The following is an 18,691-nucleotide window of genomic DNA, read 5'->3' as shown; positions in this document are numbered from 1 at the left end:
GTGACTGAGCGTAGTCGAATTAATTGGTGACTGAGCGTAGTCGAAGTCACAATCCAAATTGTTTAAAATGATGTGTAAAATGTTTTACTTGGAATTTTTTCCAATACTCATAATCCAACTCTCCAAAAAATGGATGTACTACTTTTCGGCTTGGGTCTTCATTAAAAACAGTTTCGAAGTGCTGTACTTGTTCAATCAAATCGGTAATAGCTTCTTCCATAGAGTTAAACTTTAACGGAGTTGGGTCTTCCGATAAAAATGGAGCTTTAAATCCGATTTGTAATTCACTATCAGAATTTAAAAATGGTTTTCTTCTAGCTGATTTCTCATCAGAAACATAGGAGTCAACCTTCCAGTTTCCATTCGCTATTTGAGTTACTGCACTTAGGTGCTCTACCATTTGCTGTCCATTCATTTTTCCAAATAAAGGTTTTGCATCAGTCTTTAAATTAGCAAGTGTACTACGTACTTCCTCCTTATTTAAAAAATTGACCCATTGTACTTTGGGTTTACGTAACTCGTTTAATTTTTCTACCACAGCACTATGTGAGGCAGTTCTATTATCAAAATAAGCTACCACAGCTTCCTTTTCTTCATTAGTAGCTTTGTGTTGATTTAAGATGTTCATCAAGTGCATTTTCATATGTCCATGTTGAATTCCCTTGGTTGTTAAGGCACGTAAAGCTGCGAAATTTTGAGCTAAACCAGCAGCAGCAATAATTTGCATTAAGGTGCGTGAGCTTGGTTTTTGCATCATGTCTAACGATAGTTTTGCCATTGGGTGTAATGCTGTTAATCCACCCACAGTTCCTAATGCTAAAGGGATTTCAATCCAAAACCTAAAAATACCGTTTTTTACCTCACAGTGAGTTAGGCTTTTATATTGTCCGTCTTTAGATGCATACGCATGTGCACCAGCTTCAATGGCTCTAAAATCATTTCCAGTAGCTAATACAACAGCATCAATTCCGTTCATAATACCTTTATTGTGTGTAACTGCACGGTACGGTTCTATCTCTGCGATTTTAACAGCTTGTTCAAACTTTTGAGCAAACTTTTCAGGGTCTTTACCACCTAGTTCCTCAACTCTACAGCTTACTTCCGCTCTAACTAAACATTCAGGAACGTAGTTAGAAAGAATACTCATAACTATTTCAATATCGTCTTTTCTAAAAGTCTTTGCAATAGCTTCTAAACAAGAATTAATAAAGTTAGCCCCCATACTATCTTTTGTTTCAAACGTAACATGTAATTGATAGTAGTTTGCAAGCTTATTTGTTTTATCAACTAATTGAATATCTAAAATTCCACCGCCGCGTTTTTCCATGTTTTTGGTAATGGATGCGGTAGCTGCGTGTAATTCTGTCTTTTGTTGATTAAAATAGGTCTCTAACTCTTTTTTGTCGCCAGCATACATAAAATGTACCTGACCAATTTTAGTAGTAGAAATTACTTCTGTTTTAAATCCACCGCGAGTACTCCAAAACTTGGCAACTAAAGAAGCAGCAGCAACTACAGAGCTTTCTTCAACTACCATTGGTATTACATAACTGCGTCCGTTAATAATAAAATTCGGAGCAATACCGTAAGGCATGTAAAAGTTAGAAATGGTATTTTCAATAAAATCATCGTGCAGCTGTTGTAGCTTGCCATCTACATTCCAATATTGTGTAATAGTTTGTATAATTTCTGGTTGATTATTAAAGTAAGTTTTTGCCAACCAGTCTATTTTTTCTTCTTTGGTAAGTTTAGAAAAACCAGAGATCGTTTTAGACATTCTCAATTCATTTTTGATGGTTCAAAGATACGTGAATCCTGTTAAAATGGTTATGTTATTTGGTTTTTATGATTTTTTTGAGGGGATTTTTGGCTATTTTTCCGTAAACTTGGCAAACTTTTTAGATAAACAACAACTTAACATGAAGAAATTATTATTATTGTTTATAGGGATATCTTCGCTAGTACAAGCACAAAAAAAAGATATTTCTTTAGAGGATATATGGCGAAAAGGCACGTTTAGAGCCGATTATATGAACTCTTTAAATTCTATGAATGGAGATTTTTATTCGCTATTAAATTATGAGAATGGAAGTTCTACTGTAGATAAGTACAGTTATGAAACTCTAGAAAAAGTTGCAACAATAGTTGATAGTAAAGATTTAGCAGGATTGAAATATTTTCAATCATATAGCTTTAATAATGATGAAACCAAATTAATTTTAGGAACGAACTTCAAACAAATTTTCCGTCATTCATATTTAGGTACGTATTATGTGTATGACATAGCAAAAAAATCGTTAGACTTAATTGGTACAGATATTCAAGAGCCAACTTTTTCTCCAGATAGTAAAAAAATAGCATACGCTAAAGACAATAATTTATTTATTAAAGATTATTCAGATGCCAATGTGGTAATTCAAATTACCAATAGCGGTAAAAAGAATGAAATCATTAACGGTATTACTGATTGGGTTTATGAAGAGGAATTTGGTTTCGTAAAAGCATTTGAATGGAGTAAAGATAGCAAAAACTTAGCCTATTTACGTTTTGATGAAAGTAAGGTTAAAACTTTTTCAATGGACGTATATGGAAAAGAAAAATACCCAACACAGCATGTGTTCAAATATCCAAAGGCTGGCGAAGAAAATGCAAAAGTAGCTTTGCGTATATTTTCATTAGAAACGAATAAAACGGCTGAAGTTAGAGTTGGAGATTATGAATACATTCCAAGAATTAACTGGACAAACAATCCAAATATTTTAGCAGTTAGAACATTAAACCGTCATCAAAATGATTTAAAAATGTATTTTGTTGATGCGACTACTTTTAATAGTGCTATCGTTTTAAACGAAACAGATAAGGCGTATGTAGATATTACTGATGATTTAACTTTCTTAGACGATAATAGTTTTATTTGGACAAGTGAAAAAGATGGGTACAACCATATTTATCACTATGATAAGGACGGTAAGTTATTAAATCAGGTAACGAAAGGAAATTGGGAAGTTACTTCTTACTACGGATACAATGCTGACAAGAAAACTATTTACTATCAATCAGTAGAAAATGGTTCTATTAATAGAGGAGTATACAGTATTTCTTTAGATGGTAAAAACAAAAAGTTATTGAGTAATCCTACAGGAACAAATAATGCTGCTTTTAGTAAAAATATGCACTATTTTATCAATACTTTTTCTGATGTAAATACACCACCGGTGTACACGTTAAGAAATGATGAAGGGAAGGTGTTAAAGACTATAAAAGATAATGCAGACTTAAAAGAAACTATTGCAGGATATAATTTAAGTAAAAAAGAGTTTTCTACAATTAATGTAAACGGAAACGACTTAAATATGTACACTATGAAACCTGCAAACTTTGATGCTAATAAAAAGTACCCAGTTTTAATGTATCAATATTCAGGACCAGGTTCTCAAAATGTAAAAAATAGTTGGAATGGTTCAAATGACTACTGGCACCAAATGTTAGCGCAAAATGGTTATATAGTTGTTTGTGTAGATGGTAGAGGAACAGGTTTTAAAGGTCGTGATTTTAAGAAAGTTACTTACATGAATTTGGTAAAGTATGAAACGGAAGATCAAATCTCTGTGGCTAAAGAGTTAGCAAAATTACCATATGTAGATGCGAATAGAATAGGTATTTGGGGATGGTCTTTTGGAGGACATATGAGTACCAACTGTTTATTAAAAGGAAATGATGTTTTTGCTGCAGCAATTGCAGTAGCACCAGTTACTACATGGCGTTTTTATGATTCTATTTATACAGAGCGTTACATGCGTACACCAGAAGAAAACCCAGCAGGGTATGATGACAATTCACCTTTAAATTATCCAGAATTATTAAAAGGAAAGTATTTGTTAATTCACGGTACAGGTGATGACAATGTACATGTACAAAATGCTTATAGAATGGCAGAAGCGTTAATTCAAGCAAATAAGCAATTTGAATGGGGAATGTATCCAGATAAGAATCACGGTATTTATGGAGGAAACACTCGTTTACACTTGTATACCAAAATGACTAACTTTATTAAAAACAACTTATAAAATTCAACAACTATGAGTACAGTTAAACAAACAAACCAAAGTGAGTTTTTGGGGCACCCCAAGGGACTTTATGTATTATTCTTCGTAGAAATGTGGGAGCGTTTTTCATACTATGGTATGAGAGCTATTCTAACACTTTTTTTAGCAGCACCCGTTCTTTTAGAAAATCCACAATCAGGCTATGGTTGGTCTAATGCAGAAACGTTATCATTCTACGGAACCTATACTATGTTTGTTTATTTAATGTCTATTCCTGGAGGTTGGATTGCTGATAAATTTATTGGCCAGAAAAAAGCCGTTATGCTTGGTGGATTGTTACTATGTATAGGACACGGTATTTTGGCAATTGATGCTCAATGGGCATTCTTTACTGGATTGATACTAATTGTAATTGGTGTAGGTTTTTTAAAGCCGAACATTTCAACAATGGTTGGAGGACTTTATAAAAAAGGAGATGATAGAAGAGATAAAGGGTTTTATATTTTTTATATAGGAATTAACCTTGGCGCTTTTTTAGGTGCTTTAATTGTAGGGGCAGTAGCTGCTAAATGGGGATGGCATTATGGTTTTGGATTAGCAGGTATAGGAATGGCTTTAGGCCAAGTGGTATACATGTTTGGTTTAAAATACTTAGAAGGCGTAGGTGATTTTTTAGGAAAACAAGATTCTCCAGATAAAGATTTAATGAAAAAACCTCTTACTGCAGTAGAGAAAGACAGGATGTTAGTTATGTTTTTATCTTTCTTAATTATCATTGTTTTCTGGGGAGCGTTTGAGCAAGCAGGAGGTTTAATGAGTTTATATACAGAACAAAAAACAGATAGAGCACTTTCTTTTTCATTACCACTTATAGGAAATGAAGTTCCTGCGGCTGTTTTTCAATCAATAAATGCATTTTTCATCATTACACTAGGAACTCTAGTAGCTAATTTTTGGTATAAGTGGGGTAAAAAAGGAAAAGAATCTTCTTCGTTATTTAAAATGGCCATCGGTGTTATTATCATGGCATTTGGTTTTTTCTTTATGAGTAAAGCTAGTATGGAAGTGGTTATGGATGGAGATAAAATAGTAGAAAAATCAGCAATGATATGGTTGGTGTTAGCATATTTATTTCATACAATTGGAGAATTATGTGCCTCGCCAGTAGCTCTGTCGTTTATTACTAAATTAGCGCCAATTAAGTACGCTTCATTCATGATGGGAGCTTATTTCGCAGCAACAGGTTTAGGAAATAAAGTAGCTGGTTTTGTAGGTGAACTTTCAGAAGGGGCAGGAGAATTCCAAGTGTTTACTGGAATTGCTATATTTTGTACAGTTTTTGGATTGTTAATTTTAGCAATTTTAAAACCTCTGAAGCGTTTAACTCATGGAGCAGAAGAGTTTAATAAAACTTCACAAGAAGAAGCTGAAGGATTTGAATTAGCAGATAATAATTAAAAAAATATGCCTTGATAGTATGAAATTACTACCAAGGCTTCTTTCTATTATAAACTATATATCAAAAAAATGAGTACAGATATCGAAAATTTATTTAAAGACAAGGTTTTAGGGCACCCAGCAGGGTTGTTCGTTTTGTTTTTTACAGAAATGTGGGAACGTTTTTCTTATTATGGAATGCGAGCCCTATTAATATTATTTTTTACCGCTTCATTAATGGATGAAGGTTGGGGGTGGCCACGTGAATGGGCATACGCAATCTTTGGTACTTATACCTCTTTGGTATACCTATCTACAATGGTAGGTGGATATTTTGCTGATAACGTTATTGGTATTCGAAAAGCTGTAGTTTTGGGGGCTGTATTAATGACTTTAGGTCACGGATGTATGGCTGTGGAAACTCCATTTTTTATCTACGCAGGTTTAGGCTTATTAGTTGTAGGTAGTGGTTTTTTTAAACCAAACATGACTTCTATTATCTCAGAAATGTATAAAGGGAAAGAAGAAAAGAAAGATGGCGCTTATACTATTTTTTACATGGGAGTAAATGCAGGAGCGTTTTTAGGAATACTTTTATGTGGATATCTAGGAGAAAAAGTAGGATGGTCTTGGGGATTTGGAGTAGCAGGTATTTTTATGTTATTTGGAATGTTACAATTCTGGTTTGCCCAAGGAATTTTTGGCAAGATAGGAGATGGACCTAAGAATAAAAATATTGATATTATCGATGATATAATCGATGAAGAAGCTTCTGAAGATGAAGATAGAAATTCGTTTACAGGTGTTCAAAAAATAATGATTGCTATATCTTCATTATTAGGTTTGGCTTGGATATTTAACGATCCTATTTCAAAAATTTCCGAAGGAAAATATAACCTATTCCCATTCGAAGCAGTGGGCTTGTCTGGTTCTAATGTTGCTATCTTAGTAGCCTTAGGTCTTTTTATAGCCCTTTTGGTAATTAGAATACCTAAGTATGCTCCAGTGTTAAGAGACAGAATGTTAGCTGTTGTTTTCTTTGCATTTGTAACTATATTTTTCTGGGCGATTTTCGAACAATCTCCAAGTTCATTAACTGTTTTTGCTAAAGATTATACACAAAGAACATTAGAAGGAAGTGCAGGAACAATTTTTAAAGTAGTAAATTCTTTAATGACCATTGTTCCTTTAGGTATTATTACTTGGGTTTTATATTTGTTATTTAAAAAGACTTTTGGAAAATATGCACTTTCAAATATTTTCTTAGCATTAAGTTTTTTAATTGTATGGGGAATAGCTCTTTGGATGTTATATGCTGAGTTCTTAAAAGACACAACAGAAGTGCCAGCATCATGGTTTTCAATATTAAACTCACTATTTATTATTACGTTAGCGCCATTATTTTCTAAATGGTGGGAAAGTAAATACAATCCTAATGCAAATATGAAATGGGCAATAGGTATGGGGTTATTAGGATTAGGTATGGCGTGTGTTGCCATTGGTTCTGCAGGAATACCCGTAGGAGCTAAAACAGCATCAGTAAGTATGATATGGTTAATTTTAGTGTATTTATTTCATACTATGGGAGAATTATGTGTGTCTCCAGTAGCTTTATCGTATGTATCTAAGCTGGTACCGGGACGTATGATTGCTTTTATGTTTGGTATTTGGTACCTAGCAGTAGCCATTGGTATGAAATTAGCAGGTGTATTTGCAGAGTCTTCAGAGGCAATAGCACAAGAAAAAGGATTAAGTAGCTTTTTCTGGTTGTTAACTTTTGTGTCTTTAGGTTTAGCAGTATTATCAGCAGTACTTTATCCAGTAATTAAAAAATTAATGCACGGAGTTAAATAACTCTAAATAAACGTTAAAACAATATTTTACAACCTGTCAATTTTAAATGTTGGCAGGTTTTTTTGTAAATTTGGAACACTTATTGAGACTTAAGGAGTATGAAAAAAATAATAGTAGTAGCAGTTTTAATCTTTATTTCATTTGGAGTAAAGGCGCAAGATAAAGTAAACTGGTTAAGCTTTGAAGAAGCGATGGAAATGAGCGAGAAAGAGCCAAAGCCAATTTTAGTAGACATTTATACTGACTGGTGTGGTTGGTGTAAAAAAATGGATAAAACAACCTATAAAAACAAAGTAATTATTGAGTATATCAATACACATTATTATCCAGTAAAGTTAAACGGAGAAGCAAAAGATGATATTACGTTTCAAGGAAAAACGTTTAAGTACCAAGCTCAAGGAAGAAGAGGGTATCACCAGTTAGCAGCGGCTATAATGAAAGGACAGTTAAGTTATCCTTCAACTGCTTTTTTTAATACAGAAAGACAATTGTTACAAAACGTACCAGGGTATTTGGAAGAAAAAAAGTTTGAAAAAATACTAGCGTATTTTAACAAAGATAATTACAAGAATACACCATGGAAAGAGTTTGAAAAAAACTTTAAAAGCGCCATGTAAAGTCTATTCTCTTAAAATATAAGCACCATTTTGACCAGTATACCAAAATGGTGTTTTTTGTTTATAACAAGTTTCTCTCCATCTAGTAATATATGATTTATAATTACTTCCATCAGCAATAATTTGTTGAGGTTTTAAGGTAGTAATTAATCTATTTAAGTTTATTTTAGGACTGTTTCGTAGGAGAACTATCGGGTTTTTAAGTCCGTCTATTCGATAAATTCCTACACTATCTACAATTAAAAATTGCTTACTTTTATATGAGAAAACAGCTAAGGTAGAGTCAATAATTTTAGAAGAAACATGTTCTCCAATTCTATACGACTGTATTGGTTTTTGTTGATGTAAAATAGTTTTATTCAAAGAACTAATGATTGATAATTCTTTCCCATTTCTCTTTCCGTAAAATGAGTGTCGGCTTTTATGAAATACAATGAATTCACTTTTTCTGTTAATTTGAAACTTTTCATAAAAATAAATTCCCTGTAGTAAGAGGATAGAAGCTAAAAGTAAAGTTGCATTTTTATAAGTTTTTCGAATACACGCTTGATATAAGAAAATAATAAAAACATACCAAGCTAGCATTGCTTCAAAAGACATGGAAATTTCTTTGAATAAAAAATCTTCTTGATGAGCAACCCAATCAACAAAATAATTCATTGTTGAGATAATAAACCCGTAAATATTAGCTATAAATTGAGGTAAGATGTTCAGTACTGCCAATACTATAATTACAATTCCGAAGAGTAAAATTCCGCCTAAAAAAGGAATAATTATTAAGTTAGATAAAATAAATAAGCCTGGGAATTGATGAAAATAATATAAACTTATTGGTAAAATGCCTGCTTGTGCAGCTATTGAAACGGTAAATAAGCTCCAGCCTTTATCTAGTAACCAAAGTTTAGGTTTCCAGAGGTTGTAGAGTAATGGTTGCACCCAGACAATACCAAAAACAGCCAGATAACTCAGTTGAAAACCAACATCAAATAAAAACATGGGTTTTATTAAAAGTAAAAAGAACATAGAACTGATTAAAGAATACTCAATCATCTTTTTTCGTTTGAATGATTGTCCAATTGCGACAAAAGTGAACATGGTTACAGCTCTAACTACTGAGGCTGATAATCCAGCAATAAAAGCAAAAGACCATAAGAGTAATACAATACAGATGGTTTTTACGAGTATTCCGTTAGGAAGTTTTTCCATAGGTTTGAATGCATAGGAGAGCAATAACAGTAAAATACCAATATGTAATCCTGAAATGGCTAAAATATGAATCGCGCCTGCATTGGTATAGCTTTCTAATAGCTCTTTAGATATTTCTTGACGCTGACCGAGTAATAAAGCATTAATCACAGCAAATTCATCATTGGAAAAGTGATATTGTTTTAAGGAAGTTTGTACTTTTTCTCTGATGCTAGCCGATAAACCAACTAAAGAAAAGTTTGAGTTGCTAAGCTGTTTAAATTCTTGCTTGCTTAAAAACACTTGATAATAAACATACTGTTTTGCTAAATACTGTTTGTAGTCAAATTGATGCGGATTTAAAGGTGGAATCAGCTCTTTAAAAGGAGTTTTGATAAAAATCCGATTACCTACCTTTAATATGGGTGATGAACTGTTCTTTTGAATGTTTAGAAGAATAGTTCCAGTAGTTTTGGTAGTATCTACTTGTGAAACTTCAGTTAGGTATTTTGTATAGTAATTACCTGGTTTTAATACTTTTTGTATAGTGACTATAGAAGAGGAGGTGTTAGTCAAATGAAATGCATAATAATTCGTATAATTCTTCGGATTATGAATATAGGTGGTGCTAACCCCAATAAAAACAAAAAGGAGTAAGCTAACGATACTAAATATTTTTCGTTTTTGTAATCTTTTTGAAAAAAAGAGAATGATTAAAAAACCTAATAAGGAACTGCCTAAATAAATAAAACTATATCGCCAAACCTGTATATAGAATTGAAGCATAATCCCAATAACAAGGCACACTAAAAAGTGAAAAGGAGGGTATTCTAACAATTTTTTCATAGTCCCTTAAAGTTATGAAAAACTTTGAATATAAGAAGTTTAGCTATTGTTACTGAGGGTGTGGATTTATTTTAACAATTTATACTCATTCATAGCTAGTTTATTAAAAATAAAGCGAAACCAAAGAAAAAGCAACCTTACTTCGGCTACGCTCAGTAACCAGTAAGATTGCTTTTTATTTATTATAAACTTTAAAAAGTAATTTATATAATTTCTACAAATAAACCTTCCTCCGTTTTTTCAACTTTAGCAAGATTGTTTTTAGTCAATCCTTTAATGGTTTTGTCCCACTTTTTATTAGACAAACCACTTTGAGTTTTTAACTCGTTTAAATCTATTTTTTCAGCTTTTTCTATCAATGCTAGCAATGCTTTTTCGTCATCGTTTAATTCAACAGCAGGAGCTTGCTTTTCAGGTTTCATTTGCGGGAAGAATAATACTTCTTGAATTGACGGATTGTTTGTTAAATACATAATTAAACGGTCCATTCCAATTCCTAATCCAGAAGTAGGAGGCATCCCATATTCTAAGGCACGTAAAAAATCTTGATCGATAAACTCACCCGCTTCATCATCTCCACGTGCTGCTAACTTTAACTGAGCTTCAAAACGTTCACGCTGATCGATTGGGTCGTTTAATTCAGAGTATGCATTGGCAATTTCTTTACCACATACCATTAACTCAAAACGTTCAGTTAATTCAGGATTGTCACGGTGCTCTTTACATAATGGAGACATTTCCTTCGGGTAATCGGTAATAAAGGTTGGTTGAATGTAGTTTCCTTCACATTTCTCACCAAAAATCTCATCAATTAATTTTCCTTTACCCATGGTGTCGTCTACCTCGATACCCATGTCTTGAGCGGCTTTACGGATTTCATCTTCCGATTTTCCGTTGATGTCAAAACCGGTAAAGTGCTTGATAGAATCAGCCATCGTAACACGGGCATACGGAGCTTTAAAATCTACCTTATACTCTCCAAAAGTAGCTTCCGTAGTTCCGTTTACAGCTAAAGCACAGTGCTCTAATAATTTTTCGGTGAACTCCATCATCCAGTTGTAGTCTTTGTACGCTACATAAATTTCCATGGCGGTAAATTCTGGATTGTGCGTTCTGTCCATTCCTTCATTACGAAAGTTTTTAGAGAACTCATATACACCATCAAAACCACCAACAATCAAACGCTTTAAGTATAACTCATTCGCAATACGCATATATAATGGAATGTCTAAGGCATTGTGATGTGTAATAAATGGTCTTGCAGCGGCACCACCTGGAATAGGTTGTAAAATAGGTGTTTCTACTTCAAAATATCCTGCATCATTAAAAAACTGACGCATGGCGTTGAATAACTTAGTACGTTTTACAAACACTTCTTTTACCTGTGGGTTTACTACCAAATCAGCATAACGCTGACGGTAACGCATCTCAGGATCTGTAAATCCGTCAAAGGTATTTCCTTCAGCATCTACTTTTGGTAATGGTAATGGCTTTAACGATTTACTTAATAGTTTAAAATCTTTTACCATGACAGTGATTTCTCCAACCTGAGTTTTAAATAACTCTCCTTCAATACCTACAAAATCACCTATATCTAATAACTTTTTGTACACTTCGTTGTACAAATTTTTGTCTTCACCTGTACAAATCTCATCTCTGTTAAAGTATACTTGAATACGTCCTTCACTATCTTGCAATTCAGCAAAAGAAGCTTTTCCTTGAATACGACGAGACATTAACCTACCAGCAATCACTACCTTCTTACCTTCCTTAAACTCCTGTTTAATCTGTTTGGAATTCGTATCTAATGGAAATAAATCTGCGGGGTATGGATTGATACCCAATTCACGTAATTTTGATAGTTTTTCTCTACGTACAACTTCTTGTTCTGATAATTGCATTGACTTAATTTTTAAGTAATTTTAATTTAAAGGTGCAAAGATACAATCAATTACAAAATTAGACAACGGTAGTATCACATAGATTTTATAAAAAAAGTTATTTTTTATTTGTGAGTTTCTGAAAAGAATGTATATTTGCAGGCTGTCTAATTTTAAAAAGACAGCATTTAGTTGTGTTGTTAGATACTTTAAATAGTATCATGGTTTTGTTAACCAATGGAAAGCTTCCCTTAGATGGGTTGCTTTTTTTTTTGCATTTTATTTATGTTTATTTAGAAGCTATTTCCCGCTTTCCGCACTCGCTCTCTTCGAGGAGCTCAAACAGATGCTCCAATCGGGGCTAAGTGTATTTGCTAACTTTTTAAATCATTAATACCTGTCATTCCGAACTAGGTGCGAATAGGAACCTCATGATTAGAAGTAAAACTTAGATATAGCTTGCTTGCTTCTAAAAGAAAGAATTACTGTATTCAAAAAACTTAACAATAAATAACACTAAGAATACCATAGAAATTGAAAATTTAATGGTTGCTGAAGCTAAAAAACCTAAAAAGGCACCAAAAGAAGCTTTAATCGCTCTGTTAGTGTCTTTGCTGTCATAAATTAATTCACCAACTAAGGCCCCTACAAAAGCACCTATTAAAATTCCAAAGGGAATAGGGGAGAGTAATCCAATAACTAAACCGATAGTAGTACCGTATACTCCGTATTTGGTACCGCCAAAACGTTTAGTTCCCATAGCAGGTATAAAGTAATCAAGAAAAAATATAATAACAGCAATAGCTAAAGTGATTCCTAAAAATGTCCAATTTTGAGGAATAGCTTTTGTTAAATGCAATAATAACAAACCTACCCATCCAGTAATAGGCCCTGGTAATATGGGTAAAAAGGAACCTATTATCCCTAAGCAAGCAAAAACAAACCCGAGTATAACTAAAAATATATCCATTAACTTTTTATTGATAAGACGAAAATATAAAAGCTTTGTTACATATTTTATAACTAAAAAATTAGTTTAAACTAATTTTTTAGTTATATTTGTAAGCATGATGTCATAGGAAAGAAGGAGAGGTAGAGGCTGTTGTGTAAGTAAGAGTTGATAAAAAACTTTAAATAGGGTAAAATGAAAAAAATAATAATATTGCTACTGTTTTTTACAGTAGCAATGAATGCACAAGAAAGTGATAAGGATAATCAATTAATTGAAGAGACTATTATTAATTATATAGAGAATTTTTTTGAAAATAAGTTTGAAGAGATGAAAGTATCCCTGCATCCTAGGTTATCAAAAAGAGGATTAAATCCCAACGGTACTTTAAGTGAAGATTTTCCTATAGAAAAGTTAAAAGAGTTAATGGACTCAAAAAGGGCTTTTCCAAAAAAGGATCAAAAAAATGTGGTAGAAGGTATCATTGTTATGGGAAATATGGCAAAAGCCAGTTTAATTACAGGATACTCTAAAACAAGATGGGTAGAGTATATTCACTTAGTTAAGTTGGATGATAAATGGCAAATTATTAATGTATTTTGGGATTTTAAAAAGAAAAAAAAGAATGAATAAGCAATTAACGAAAGCAGAAGAACAAATAATGCAAGTAGTATGGAAGTTAAAAAAAGCTTCAGTAAAAGAAGTAATAACTGAATTATCCGAGCCAAAACCAGCATACAATACTGTTTCAACAATTATAAGGATTTTAGAAACTAAAGAGTTTGTGGGACACGAACCCAAAGGTAGAGGTTACGTATACTATCCGTTAGTAGAAAAGTCGGCGTATAGTAATGAAAGTTTACATAAGTTAATGAACGGCTATTTTGGAGGTTCATTTAAAAGCATGGTGTCTTTTTTTATGAAAGAAAACAAAATGGATATCCAAGAGCTGGAGAGTATTTTAAAGGAAGTAAATAAAAACAAGAAGTCATGATAAACTATATCATTCAAGTTGTATTATTCCAAGTGCTTTTTGTAGCGGTGTACGATTTCTTTTTAAGCAAAGAAACCTTTTTTACCAAAAACCGATGGTATTTGTTAGGTACTGCATTACTATCGTTTGTGTTGCCTTTGTTTAAAATTTCAACAGTTCAAAAAGCAGTACCGCAAGAATATTACATTCTATTACCAGAGGTAGTATTGTCACCTCAAAAAGTAATTGAAAAAGCGGCTTGGTATCAATCTATTACTTATTTAGATGTATTGTTTTGGGTTGGGTGTGCCTTGTTTTTAGTTGTGTTTTTAGTAAAGTTAGAGCGTATCATACGATTAGTTTTACGATACGGAACTACTCGAAAAGACAATTATAAATTGATATTCCTTCCAAAAGAAACAAAGGCGTTTTCATTCTTCAATTATATTTTTTTAGGAAAGGATATTCCATCATCAAAGCAAGAAAAAATTATTCAGCACGAATTGGTGCATAGTGAGGAAAAACACACGATAGATTTATTGTTTTTTGAACTTTTAAAAATAGTAATGTGGTTTAATCCAATGGTGTATGTATACCAACATCGTATTTCGTTAGTTCATGAATATATTTCAGATGCTGTAGCTAGCAAATCTGATAAGAAAGAAAATTATATAAACCATTTACTCGCTGATATTTTTCAGGTTGAGCATATTTCATTCATTAATCAATTTTACAAACATTCATTAATCAAAAAACGAATTATTATGATGACAAAAAAGAAGTCAAAAAAAGTAAAACAGCTAAAGTATTTACTGCTAATTCCGCTTTTAGGAAGTATGATTTTATATACAGCATGTTCAAGTGAAGAAGTTAAAATGAATAAGGTTGAAAAACAACCTATAACAATATATAAAAGTGAGGAAGGTAAAATTGTAAAAAAACCATCTACGGGCTACCAAAGTAAATATCTTGATTTGTTTTTAGGAAAAGAACTTCCAAATACTAAAGAATACTCTATAGATGACCTGACAGAAGAAGAAAGAGGAGAATATTTAGCTTTATTAAATGGATTTAGTAAAGAAGGAATGCCTCAATTAAACATTAGAGTTTTTGAAGCTGAAAATGATAGAAAAATGGTTGCTTTTGACTTTATGGAGAAAAATAAAAATCAAGGAAAAACCAATAGCCAAGACTCAGAAGATGTTTCTTTTTCTACAATGGAAAAAGTACCAACTTTTCCAGGCTGTGCTGAAGGAGATAAAGCTTGCTTCGCTAGAAGTTTACAACAATTTGTAGCAGATAATTTTGATACTTCTTTATCGAAAACGTTAGGGGTATCCGCTGGAAAAAAACGAATTTATGTTCAGTTTAAAATAGATAAACAAGGAAAAGTCGTTGATGTAAAAGCAAGAGCACCTCACGTAACATTAAAACAACATGTAGAAGCGTTGGTACAAAAATTGCCTCAAATGCAACCAGGTGAACATAAAGGGAAAAAAGTACGAGTGAGTTATACCTTACCCATTACATTTACCGTAGAATAAATTAAGTATATTGGTTGCAGCAAAGCAACAGATAAAACCAAAAATAGAAACGTGAGAAATAAAATTTTACTTATTGTTTTTGTACTAGGAATACTAAAAGTCGAAGCGCAAGTTTCGACTTTTAAAACGATTGATAGTTTAGTAAATATAGGACGTTATCAAACAGCATTGACTAAGTTACATGCTATGGATACTACTTTCCAATCAACTTCAACAATAGCCGCAATTTATGCGTCTATAGATAATTACAAGCAAGCATCAAAGTATTATGAACAAGCCTTAGCCTTACAAGATGATTACTCTGTTAAAGTAAGGTTAGCTAAAGCATATCAACAACAAAAAAAATTACAAAAAGCCATTGATGTTTATGAAAACATTGTAAAAGGAGATGTTGAAAACTTACTTATTCAGTACCAATTAGGAAAATTATACGTACAAACAAAGCAACCTGCAAAAGCAATAGATACTTTTAAAAATAGTATTCAGCAAGATAGTACGAACGCAAATTATCATTATCGATTGGGAATTGCTTACGGAATGTTGAAAAAGCGTAACCTACAAATAAATAGTTTTTTAGAGGCGTATAAAAATGATAACGAGCATATCAAATCGATTCATCAATTAGCTTTGGCTTATACTTTTTTAAGAGATCAAGACTCGGCAAACATTTTTGTAAATAGAGGTTTGGTAGTGAACCCAAATCATATCAACTTAAATAAGCTAAAAATTAATAATTTATATAGAGAAGAGAAGTTTATTGAAGCCATTCAATATCTACAAAGACTAGATACGTTAGAACCTAACGAACACTACACACAAAAAATGTTAGGACGTAGCTATTTTAATCTAAAGAAATACGATGAAGCAAAAAAGTATTTTAATAACGCTATAAGAATTGATCGGTCAGACTTTAAAGCCTATACTTACTTGGGAGATATTAATTTTGAAAAGAAAAAGTTTTACAAAGCTCAGTTAGACTATATGGTGGCAATTTTTACGGGTAAAGAACCCAGAGATGTTGAATACTACCAATTGGCGAGAGTTTATGAAGAGTTAGGAAACCCTAAAGAAGAATTAAAGTCCTATAAAAGGGCCTTTGAAGAGAATAGGGAAAACTACAAAGCGCTGTATCAACTGGCTAAAACAAGTGAAGCTTATTACAAAGATAAAAGAATAGCTTACAAGCATTACAAAGATTATGTAAATCGTTTTAAAAGAAAAGATTCGGTAATGACAAAACATGCTAAAGAAAGAGTAAAAGAAATTAAAAAGTACTATTTCTTACAAGGAGAGATTTTACAATAGTATTTAATTTTGTATATTCATCTTAAAATCAACAAGATGAATTTTCGCTATGTAGCTTTTGGGGTTTGTGCTTTGCTATGTTCTTCTTGCGATTTCTTTCCATTTTTTAAAAAAGAGAATGCAAAGGTTATAGATACTATTGTAGATTTTACAAAAGTAGATGAATCTCCTTCTTTTAATAAATGTAAAAATTTGTTTAATGAAGCGAGAATTAATTGTTTTAGAGAAGAGATTTATAAAAGAATAACAACCAGTTTACTAGAGTACAAGTTCGTAACTAAAAATAGTTTAGATGAAGAGGTGTTTATTGATGTTCTAGTTAATAAGGAAGGTAAGTTTGTCTTAGGAAAGGTAATAGCCCCTGAAATTGTTGTCAATCAATTACCCGAATTGGATAGTATTATAAAGCTAACAATAGAGAAATTACCCACCATAACTCCAGCAACTAAAAGAGGAATACCTGTAGTAACAAAATACCAATTGCCAATTAAAATAAAAACAGAGTAGTTGGTTATAATTTCAAAAGCTCTTCAACAAAATCACGACTATTAGATAAACGAGGAATCTTATGCTGTCCTCCTAGTTTTCCTTTTTTCTTCATCCAATCATAAAACAATCCTTCACGAGCTTGATGTATTTTAGGTATTGCTAAAGTCATATCGTTATAACGTTTAGCTTCGTAGTCAGAATTACAATTTTTTAAAGCATTGTCTAGTGCTTCAGTGAAAAAAGTAATATCCTTAGGCGATTTTTTAAACTCAATAATCCATTCATGAGCTCCATTCTCTTTACCATTCATAAAAACAGGTCCCACCGTATATTCTTTAATTTCACAGTTGGTTTTGTCACTTGCTATTTTTAAAGCATCTTCAGCATTTTCAATAATTAATTCCTCTCCAAAAACATTGATATGATGCTTCGTACGTCCTGTAATTTTTATACGGTAAGGATCGGTTGAGGTAAACTTAATAGTGTCGCCTATCAAATAACGCCATAAACCACCATTAGTGGTAATAACAATGGCGTAATTAACATCTTTTTGTACATCAGAAAGGGGAACTGTCTTTGAGTTTTCTCCGTTGTATTCACTCATTGGAATAAACTCATAAAAGATTCCGTAGTCTAGCATTAATAACATCTCATCAGAATTATTTCGGTCTTGAATGGCAAAAAAACCTTCTGATGCATTATAGGTTTCATAATATTTAAAATCGTCTCTTGGAATGAGCTTCTTATATTGCTCTCTGTATGGGTTAAAGTTAATACCTCCATGAAAATAAACCTCTAGATTGGGCCAAACTTCCAAAATATGATCCTTTCCTGTTTTTTCTAATACCCTGTTTAATAAAACCAGCATCCAGGAAGGAACACCAACCAAACTTGTGATGTTTTCGTCTATAGTTTCGTTAATAATAGCTTCCATTTTAGTTTCCCATTCACTCATCAATGCCGTTTCTTGTTTTGGAGCCGAGCTAAAATCTGCCCAAAAAGGCATGTTTTCAATAATAATTGCCGACAAGTCACCAAAGTAGGTGTTGTTGTCTTCATATACCGCAGAACTTCCTCCTAAACGAAGTCCTTTTCCTGTAAAAAGATTTGCGTTTTCATTGTTGTTAATGTATAAACACAACATGTCTTTTCCGGCTTTAAAATGACAATACTCAATAGCTTCGTCACTTACAGGAATAAACTTGCTTTTGGCATTGGTAGTACCGCTAGATTTGGCAAACCAACGTATAGGAGTAGGCCAAAATAAATTTTGTTCTCCCTTCCTACAACGTTCAATAAGCGGTTCAATGCTTTCATAACGTTGAATAGGAACATTGTTGGTAAAGTCAGTATAACTCTTAATTGAAGAGAAGTTTTGTAGCTTTCCAAACTCAGTATTCTTAGCGGCACTTACAAGTTTTAACAATAGTTCATTTTGAACATCAATAGGGTATTTTAAAAATAGCTCTACCTGATGTTTACGCTTTTTTAAAAACCAAGAAATGATTGAATTTATAAATGGAAACGTCATAGATTAACTCTTAATTCAATTTTTTTACTGTAATT

14 protein-coding genes are annotated in these 18,691 nt (G+C 32.3%); 9 read left to right on the top strand and 5 right to left on the bottom strand.

Annotated features, from left to right (window positions below):
* Window positions 1–46: 46 nt before the first annotated feature.
* On the bottom strand, window positions 47–1,777 hold the full coding sequence (locus V1T75_RS09755) for a hydroxymethylglutaryl-CoA reductase, degradative (protein WP_330488360.1): 1,731 nt from the start codon (window positions 1,775–1,777) through the stop codon (window positions 47–49).
* 142 nt (window positions 1,778–1,919) lie between these two features.
* Here V1T75_RS09755 and V1T75_RS09750 point away from each other — a divergent pair, with 142 nt between their 5' ends.
* The 4 genes from V1T75_RS09750 (at window position 1,920) to V1T75_RS09735 (ending at window position 7,954) form a co-directional block, all read left to right on the top strand.
* Window positions 1,920–4,067 carry a S9 family peptidase gene (locus V1T75_RS09750; RefSeq protein WP_330488359.1) on the top strand — a complete coding sequence of 716 codons (2,148 nt, stop codon included), beginning with the start codon at window positions 1,920–1,922 and terminating at the stop codon, window positions 4,065–4,067.
* Between the two features lie 12 nt (window positions 4,068–4,079).
* On the top strand, window positions 4,080–5,504 hold the full coding sequence (locus tag V1T75_RS09745) for a peptide MFS transporter (protein ID WP_330488358.1): 1,425 nt from the start codon (window positions 4,080–4,082) through the stop codon (window positions 5,502–5,504).
* A gap of 69 nt (window positions 5,505–5,573) precedes the next feature.
* On the top strand, window positions 5,574–7,337 hold the full coding sequence (locus V1T75_RS09740) for a peptide MFS transporter (protein ID WP_330488357.1): 1,764 nt from the start codon (window positions 5,574–5,576) through the stop codon (window positions 7,335–7,337).
* A 98-nt stretch (window positions 7,338–7,435) separates the two neighbouring features.
* Complete coding sequence (locus V1T75_RS09735; RefSeq protein WP_330488356.1) at window positions 7,436–7,954, top strand: thioredoxin family protein; 519 nt, start codon at window positions 7,436–7,438, stop codon at window positions 7,952–7,954.
* Window positions 7,955–7,957: 3 nt separating this feature from the next.
* Here the strand turns inward: V1T75_RS09735 and V1T75_RS09730 are convergent, their stop codons facing one another.
* From V1T75_RS09730 to V1T75_RS09720, 3 genes are all read right to left on the bottom strand, one after another.
* Complete coding sequence (locus tag V1T75_RS09730; RefSeq protein ID WP_330488355.1) at window positions 7,958–9,985, bottom strand: ComEC/Rec2 family competence protein; 2,028 nt, start codon at window positions 9,983–9,985, stop codon at window positions 7,958–7,960.
* 203 nt (window positions 9,986–10,188) lie between these two features.
* Window positions 10,189–11,886, bottom strand: a complete 1,698-nt coding sequence (lysS, locus tag V1T75_RS09725; protein ID WP_330488354.1) for a lysine--tRNA ligase — start codon at window positions 11,884–11,886, stop codon at window positions 10,189–10,191.
* Between the two features lie 448 nt (window positions 11,887–12,334).
* Window positions 12,335–12,835, bottom strand: a complete 501-nt coding sequence (locus V1T75_RS09720) for a DUF456 domain-containing protein (RefSeq protein WP_330488353.1) — start codon at window positions 12,833–12,835, stop codon at window positions 12,335–12,337.
* Between the two features lie 174 nt (window positions 12,836–13,009).
* Here V1T75_RS09720 and V1T75_RS09715 point away from each other — a divergent pair, with 174 nt between their 5' ends.
* The 5 genes from V1T75_RS09715 to V1T75_RS09695 are packed head-to-tail and all read left to right on the top strand — an operon-like array spanning window position 13,010 to window position 17,143.
* On the top strand, window positions 13,010–13,447 hold the full coding sequence (locus tag V1T75_RS09715; RefSeq protein ID WP_330488352.1) for a nuclear transport factor 2 family protein: 438 nt from the start codon (window positions 13,010–13,012) through the stop codon (window positions 13,445–13,447).
* Window positions 13,440–13,808, top strand: a complete 369-nt coding sequence (locus V1T75_RS09710; protein ID WP_330488351.1) for a BlaI/MecI/CopY family transcriptional regulator — start codon at window positions 13,440–13,442, stop codon at window positions 13,806–13,808. The genes V1T75_RS09715 and V1T75_RS09710 overlap by 8 nt, the downstream gene beginning before the upstream one ends.
* Window positions 13,805–15,331: a M56 family metallopeptidase gene (locus tag V1T75_RS09705; RefSeq protein WP_330488350.1), complete on the top strand. Its 1,527-nt coding sequence runs from the start codon at window positions 13,805–13,807 to the stop codon at window positions 15,329–15,331. The genes V1T75_RS09710 and V1T75_RS09705 overlap by 4 nt, the downstream gene beginning before the upstream one ends.
* Before the next feature lie 51 nt (window positions 15,332–15,382).
* Entirely contained in the window at window positions 15,383–16,636 is a 1,254-nt protein-coding gene (locus tag V1T75_RS09700; RefSeq protein WP_330488349.1) for a tetratricopeptide repeat protein, read from the top strand.
* 36 nt (window positions 16,637–16,672) lie between these two features.
* Complete coding sequence (locus V1T75_RS09695) at window positions 16,673–17,143, top strand: hypothetical protein (RefSeq protein ID WP_330488348.1); 471 nt, start codon at window positions 16,673–16,675, stop codon at window positions 17,141–17,143.
* Window positions 17,144–17,147: 4 nt separating this feature from the next.
* On the opposite strand, the gene V1T75_RS09690 is transcribed toward V1T75_RS09695, so the two are convergent.
* Window positions 17,148–18,656 (bottom strand): GH3 auxin-responsive promoter family protein, encoded by a 1,509-nt coding sequence (locus tag V1T75_RS09690; protein WP_330488347.1) that lies wholly within the window; start codon window positions 18,654–18,656, stop codon window positions 17,148–17,150.
* Between the last annotated feature and the right edge of the window lie 35 nt (window positions 18,657–18,691).

This window comes from Tenacibaculum sp. FZY0031 (assembly GCF_036350695.1).
Classification (GTDB): Bacteria; Bacteroidota; Bacteroidia; order Flavobacteriales; family Flavobacteriaceae; genus Polaribacter.
Note: the sequence above shows the minus strand (reverse complement) of the source record. Positions and strands in the feature narration are given on the sequence as shown.